Annotated in this window: 3 protein-coding genes; all 3 read right to left on the bottom strand. The window is 47.5% G+C overall.

The genetic code is table 11. The features are described 5' to 3' along the window. Window positions 1-1,286 (bottom strand): AAA family ATPase (locus tag DWY79_RS15835; protein ID WP_122369688.1); only part of this gene is annotated, 1,286 nt, incomplete at its 3' end. 151 nt (window positions 1,287-1,437) lie between these two features. Beyond that, the gene (locus tag DWY79_RS15840; RefSeq protein WP_233563993.1) at window positions 1,438-3,825 is read right to left on the bottom strand and encodes a DUF4906 domain-containing protein; all 2,388 of its coding nucleotides are present in this window, start codon (window positions 3,823-3,825) and stop codon (window positions 1,438-1,440) included. A gap of 512 nt (window positions 3,826-4,337) precedes the next feature. Then, window positions 4,338-6,779 carry an FISUMP domain-containing protein gene (locus DWY79_RS15845; protein ID WP_233563994.1) on the bottom strand — a complete coding sequence of 814 codons (2,442 nt, stop codon included), beginning with the start codon at window positions 6,777-6,779 and terminating at the stop codon, window positions 4,338-4,340. Between the last annotated feature and the right edge of the window lie 115 nt (window positions 6,780-6,894).

The following is a 6,894-nucleotide window of genomic DNA, read 5'->3' on the forward strand; positions in this document are numbered from 1 at the left end:
TCGTTCTCGTCCAAAGCCTGCAGCATCATCTCCAAGCGGTCGTTCTTCACCGGGCCGTCGTTGATCCAACCCCGGATGATCGTAGAAAAAACCGTGGAAACCTCCGTGTTCGGCACCCCCAAGGTGTACGACATCAAGTGATCCAGGGTCATTCTCCCCTCCGACGCTTTCAAATAGCCGCTGAACAGCATGAAAGACCAGATGTTCGAAGCGCTAGACAACAGGTCCGGGAAAGCCAGCTTGTCGTTAATCACGCTACACAGGCTACCGCCTTGGACAAGCGTCTCGATTCCCTTCCGTACTTGGGAGGGGCCCTCCGCTATCAAATGACGAAGCAACACGTCTGAGCCCGTATTCACCCAGTAAGGGGCAAAGACACCACCTTTATTTATATAGTTCAATACAGACCATGGATTATAGACCACCTCATTCCCGAACAAGTAACCGTTATACCAGTGCTTGACCTCTGACTTCTGATCACCCAACGAGTATGAGTCGAGCAGCGTGTCGACATCCACTTGCGTGAAGCCAAACGCCGTACTCATCGGACGATCCAGCAAGGTATCCACGTCGATATTGTTCAGCCCGCTAAAGATCGACTCCTTGCTTACACGGAGGATACCCGTGATCACCCCCCGGAAGATGGACGTATTATCCTTGAAAACCATTGACATCAAATTACGCATGAAGACGATCATCCGATCATAAAAGCCCTTGTCGAAAGCCACATGAATGGGGGTGTCATACTCATCGAGCAATACCAGAGGGGGCATGCCCCAATGGAGCGTCAACAGTTCGGATAGCAAGCGGATCGAACCCTCTAATTGTCCCCGGGAAGCCTTGCCCTCATAAAGTGCCATAAAGTCATCCAAGTAATTAGGCCGCATCTTAGGAGAATCGAGCAAGTAAGCATGGCGAGTAAACTCGTTTTTCAACTCATAGCCTATTCTGACCAACGTGTCCTCGAACGTATCCGCCTTGCAGTCCTTCAACGTTAACATGATCACAGGGTATTGACCTTGATGCTTATCGAAATCCTTCCACTCCCGGATACGCTTGCCATCGAACAACGGACGGAACACACTACAATCAGTCTTCTCGAAGAAGTACCGCAGCATCGAAAGGTTCAGCGTCTTGCCGAAGCGACGCGGACGGGGAAGAAGCGTGATCAAAGCGTCTTCTTCTATTATTTGACGGATAAAATCGGTCTTATCCACATAATAATAGCCCTCATCTATCATTTTCTTGTAATCGCTGATGCCGATCGGTATTCTTCTCGTTTCCATAAGTATCACTATTTTGAGTAGTGAATACAAATATAACAATTTATATGATAACAGCGATTATCACTTTTCCTTATTAATCTCATCATGTCAAAGAACGTTTCCCCCAGCGTTTGCGGCAAGGCACGTGGGGGAGCCTTTATGGTTCGTCGTATCAATCCGTCCGTTCTTGTATGCAGCGGATCGAATGAGCGTCGTACACTTGTTTTGCCGTGAAACAAATACCGGCCTGACTTTCAATAATTCCACCGCCCCGACTCACGGTAAATACTTGTCTTGATCCACCAGATCTATCAAAAGTACCCATGTATCCGGAAAATCCTACGTCATTCAATTGCGTAGGCATTGGGGGATAGCCCGTAAATCGAATATATGTCAGATGGGACTGATCCGCATCGTATCGTAAAAGGAGTCCTCCCTCCTTCACCGCAGATGAAGGAATACTCGTATTAAGTGCCGTCAATGGTTCAAGTTCAGCCTTACTAGGTACTCTCCAACCTGCAGGACAAGGATCGTGTACTGTTTTCATGCTACCCCAAGCTGGCTGGGCTGCGTCCGAGCACCAACCTTGTCCACTCGCTCCAGCAATTTGGAACTGTGGATTTTTATATGCGTTACGAAGTGAAGTTCTCGACTTCATTTCCGGTATCAGCCAGTTAAAACCATCCGGTAAATACCGGTTCAGACAGTTCTTCGGAGGTGTCACCGCATTTAACGTGAAGGTATATTTATTAGGTAATTGTTCTGATGTATAAGCGCCGGGAAGCGGGTCTTTACGCCCATGCTGATAGTAAAAACCACCGACACGGGACATCTCTAAAGTAGTTCCGGGAACTTGCACATAGCCTTCGTAAGCCCCCAGGCTACGATCCATGAGAGGCTGCGTAGTGGTAGTGCCATTCGTTAGGACGAACTTTCTCTTATTCTTTTCCAATACGGTCTCCGTCCCTATGGCAGACGGAGCGTAGTCTGTTACCCAAACATGCCAGCTCCAAAGGATATTACCCGTCCCGTTCTCATCATCGTAAGCGGCGATTACTCCGCTGCCCCCGCTCGTGTTCGGGGCCACACGGCAATAGATACGGGCATCCGTGAGACTGGAGCCGTTCCTTAGCTCTACGATATTCGTATGGTCTTCGCTACTATTCACGACTCCAAGTACCGGATCGCCAAGATCACCATCCTCCAAGGTTTGCCAGAGTACCTTCACTGATTTGATGGGAGTCGAGATCATCTCGCCACTGACATCGCACCAATCCGTCCCCTGCATCACGGTATTATCTACGGTTACACCATTCACCGTATATTTATAGGGATTGAAGCAAAAAGCCCCACCCGGTACCACCATGAAACAGTTGGCCGTAGGCACCAGATTGTCATTATTGCTAGAGGCTGGGATCGGGTCGATGATCGTGACGCGTCGGTCGTCCACAGGGAGCTTAGTATGCGACATCGTTACATTATATATATAGTTCGTATTATCGAGTAAGTTGAATTCCTTGCTCACACTACCACCCAGATAGACCCGGTACTTTAGTTTCTTTTGGCTATCGCCACCGCCTCCCGTTACGAAACGGGAGATGAACGTGGCGTAAGCGCTACCCTTGGGGGCGTTTGCTTTCGTACGATAATAATCGGAGGTGGCGGCCGTGCTCTCCCCACGTACCAAGGAAGGGATCCAGCAGGAATAACGCCCTTCGTCCGATACGTTCTCTACTTGTATAGTGGCGTATTGATCCAATAGAGAGGGATAGGTATCCGTATTCTCTGGTCTCAACAACTTATACTCCACGGGAATGGATTGGAGCAAGACTTGCTCTAACTCATAGCCGGTTTTCTGAGGGAAATTCTTCCAATTCAGTGTCAACCGGGTAGCTAACCGGCGAAGGAGGATACGGATATCCGTACCGTCAGGACTTTGAATCTTGTAAGCACCGCCGTCGTTCACGACCTTCACTTTCGGAAGGTGCAAGATGTATGGCATAGCGTTGATTACAGACTTATCCGTTTCGTAGGCACTGGCGGTTATGCCCTCGATAGCGGAAGCGGTGGCAGTCGTGCCCTGTACCTCGGAAAGACTTTTCCCGCTAAGGGATCCGACTGTGTAGGTGGAATTTTTTTTGCCTCGGGCGATTATCACCAATTGGCAATCGGTCAAGGCATCCAAGGTTACCGTGAATGAGGAACCGATCTCTACATCTCCAATGCTTAGCCCTTTCCCCGACTTGAAATTACCGTTCGTATCATATTGCCAGACCTCCAAGCCGTAAAGTTTATCCGGCTTGACGGTAGCCAAAGCATCGTCTCCCCCAGCCTTGGTACGGCTGGCGGGTACCAACCGCACGTCGAAGCCTGCCTTTCCACCGCTCCCTATGACCTTAGTCGTGGGTGGTCCAGCCTCCAAAGAGCCGGCATCCACCTCGTCGGCGATACCCACGCATAAGGATACCTCCACCGTCTTGCCTCCACCCGTAGATGGACGGGGCGTATCGAGACGATCCTCGCAACTTGACATTCCTAACATCCATACTATTGACATCATGATCAATACTGCTTTTTGTAATTTTATTCCTATGACCTCCATACCTGCACGTGCTTTTTCACTACTACATTTCACATTTTTTTGCTTCAAACACGCTGTCTCTTTCTTACGCAGAAAGAGACAATAAAGAGAAATCGCTCTTTATCCGCTGTTTTTCAATACCTTGGAAATGTTAATAGGACAAGGCACGTCACGCTCGACGGCTCACTATTGTTTGTCTTTTTAAATTTTGATAAAAGATTTAAGCACTCTCCTTGCCTTTATCAGCAATTTGAGCTACTTTTACACCCGAAAACGGATATTTATCCGTCATTCTGAAAGTTGTCTCTTTCTTCGTAAGAAAGAGACAACTTTTTTTCTCTCATCCCTTCATTCTCAATATCTTCCATTTTCCTTCCTCTTTTCCATTTTCTTTCATTTCGCTTTTTGTCTCTTTACAAATCACTACTCATTTAACATTTCGGACTTACTGTCCGGAAAGGTGTGTTAGGAAGCCTTTACCGTTTGTCACATCAATTCGCTCGTTCCTGAATGCAACGGATTAGTAAAGCCTCCTTCTCATATCCACCTACAGTCATTTCCCAAGCAGTTTTATTCGATTTCAGACGAAGGGGATACCCACCGTGACCATCAAGATCCGTTCCTTTAATATCTCTTGTCCAGTAATATCCAAATTGACCTACTTGTCCAAAAGAGTTCCCCATCCAATAACCCGGTAATCGATAATAGGATCCCCGTGAACGATTTGTATCGTCATAAGAGATTAAATAGCCACCAGCGTTCACACCATTTTTGTCGCCTACCAGATTTAAGCTCCCACTACCCCAAGCAGAGTATAAAGGATAAAAGTCTTCCTTGGCACAGACCCGCCAACCGGATGGACAGGGATCGTGAGCTCCTTTATCGCCTCCCATACCCCATGAATAGATATAAGTACTGTCACGGTTTGACGACCATAAGTCTGGCTTACCCGGTTTATACATAACTTCCGGTTTTTGATAAGCTGTTTGATAACTCACGCGGGTACTGTAATCGAAAGATATCATGGCGAAAGTAATGCCATCCCCACGATAACAGCTCAATAAGCCATCCATAGGAGACTCTATGGTTTCACTTACAGGAATATCCGGTATAACACTATTTGTATAGCTACTACGATACGGGTCCTTCCGGCCCCACTGATACATCAGACCATTCGCTTTGGAACGCTCCAACTCTTTATTCGGCACTGTGTCATAGCCCGCTACCGCTCCCAGATTACGATCCATCATAGGCAATCGGGTATTACTTCCTTGTTTATATACCAATTTCCGCCTATTCTCTTCCAATACGGTTTCCGAACCTATGGAGGAAGGGGCATAATCCGTTACCCAGACATGCCAGCTCCAAAGGATATCTCCAGTACCATTCTCTCCGGAATAGCCCGCTATCACACCATTTCCACCACTTGTATTCGGGGTCACACGGCAATAGATACGGGCATCAGCCAAGCTTTCGCCTCTTTTCAAATCAACGATATTCGTATGATCATCATCCGGCGTTAGAGGGGCGTATGTATTGACGGCACCGAGGACAGGGTCACCTAAATCACCATCTTCCAACGTCTGCCAAAGGACCTTCACGGATTTGATCGGCTTTGTCAACGTTTCGCCACTCACGCCGCACCAATCTTGCAAAGTCTCATTTGGAACTGAGGAACCGTTTACATAATAGGTATAGGGATTGAAGCAGAAGGCACCACCCGGCGCTACCATAAAACAGTTTGACGTGGGAACGAAATTCCCATTGTTTTCCGATGCGGGGATCGGGTCTATGATCGTCACACGGCGGTCATCCACGGGAAGAGACGTATGCGACATCATTACATTATAAATGTAGTTCGTGTTATCGTACAGGTCGAAATCATGGCTCGAAGGGCCACCCAGATAAACACGATAATTCAATTTCTTCTTGCCATCACTGGTGTCTTGGGTCACGAAAGTTGCGTATGCGCTACCTTTCGGGGCATTCTCCTTTGTTCGGTAATAATCGGAAGTAGCCTTCGCACTTTTACCCCTTACAACCGCAGGGACCCAGCAAGAATAACTGCCCTCGTCTTTTACAGCCGATTCCGGTAACATGATCGTACGATATTGATCCATCAAGGAAGGATAACCATCATTCTCATTCGGTGTGGGTATTAGCCTATAGACAGATGGGATGGATTTAAGGAGGATCTGGTTCATCTTATAGCCCTTGCTCACATATTTATTCTTCCAACTTAGTGTAAGCCGGACGGCCAAGCGACGAAGGAGGATACGTACGTCCTCTCCATCCGGACTTTGGATTTTGTAAGTTCCCCCATCATTCACCAGTCTCACCTTTGGGAGGTGTAAAACGTAGGGCATGGCATTGATAACATTAGAATTCGCCGCATACGCCTCGGGGGTTATGGCCTCGATCATGGAAACTGAGGCAGTATCTTTCTGTATGTCCGATAGTTTCTTACCCATCAAGGAGCCGACCGTGAAAGTGCCGACGGTGTTCTTTCCACGGGCTACCACTAGCAATTGGCAATAATCACCATCATTATCTGAAAGTTCTCCCGTAAAGCTAGAACCAATCTCTAGGTCGCTGGATGATAAATCAATTTTTCCGATCGGAGCCGTATCATACGAACCAAACTTATACTGTACGATTTGTAAACCGTAAAGTTTATCCGGCTTGGCGAACTCTACAGATATCGCCTTGGTAATCTCCGTGGACCCCAAACTCACATTAAAACCAAAGCCACTTGCCATTCCTGATACTTTTGAAGAGACGGGATTTCCGGTGAGCCTAGCGGCATCATCCTCGTCGGCGATACCCACGCTGAGCGATACCTCCACCGTCTTGCCTCCACCTGTAGACGGGCAGGGTGAATCGAGACGATCCTCACAACTTGACATTCCTGACATTGATACTATTGACATCATGATCAATACTGCTTTTTGTAATTTTATTCCTATGACCTCCATACCTGCACGTGCTTTTTCACTACTACATTTCACATTTTTTTACTCGAATTGCGCTGTCTCTTTCTTACGCAGA

It is taken from the genome of Parabacteroides sp. AF27-14, assembly GCF_003635425.1.
GTDB classification, from domain to species: domain Bacteria; phylum Bacteroidota; class Bacteroidia; order Bacteroidales; family Tannerellaceae; genus Parabacteroides; species Parabacteroides distasonis.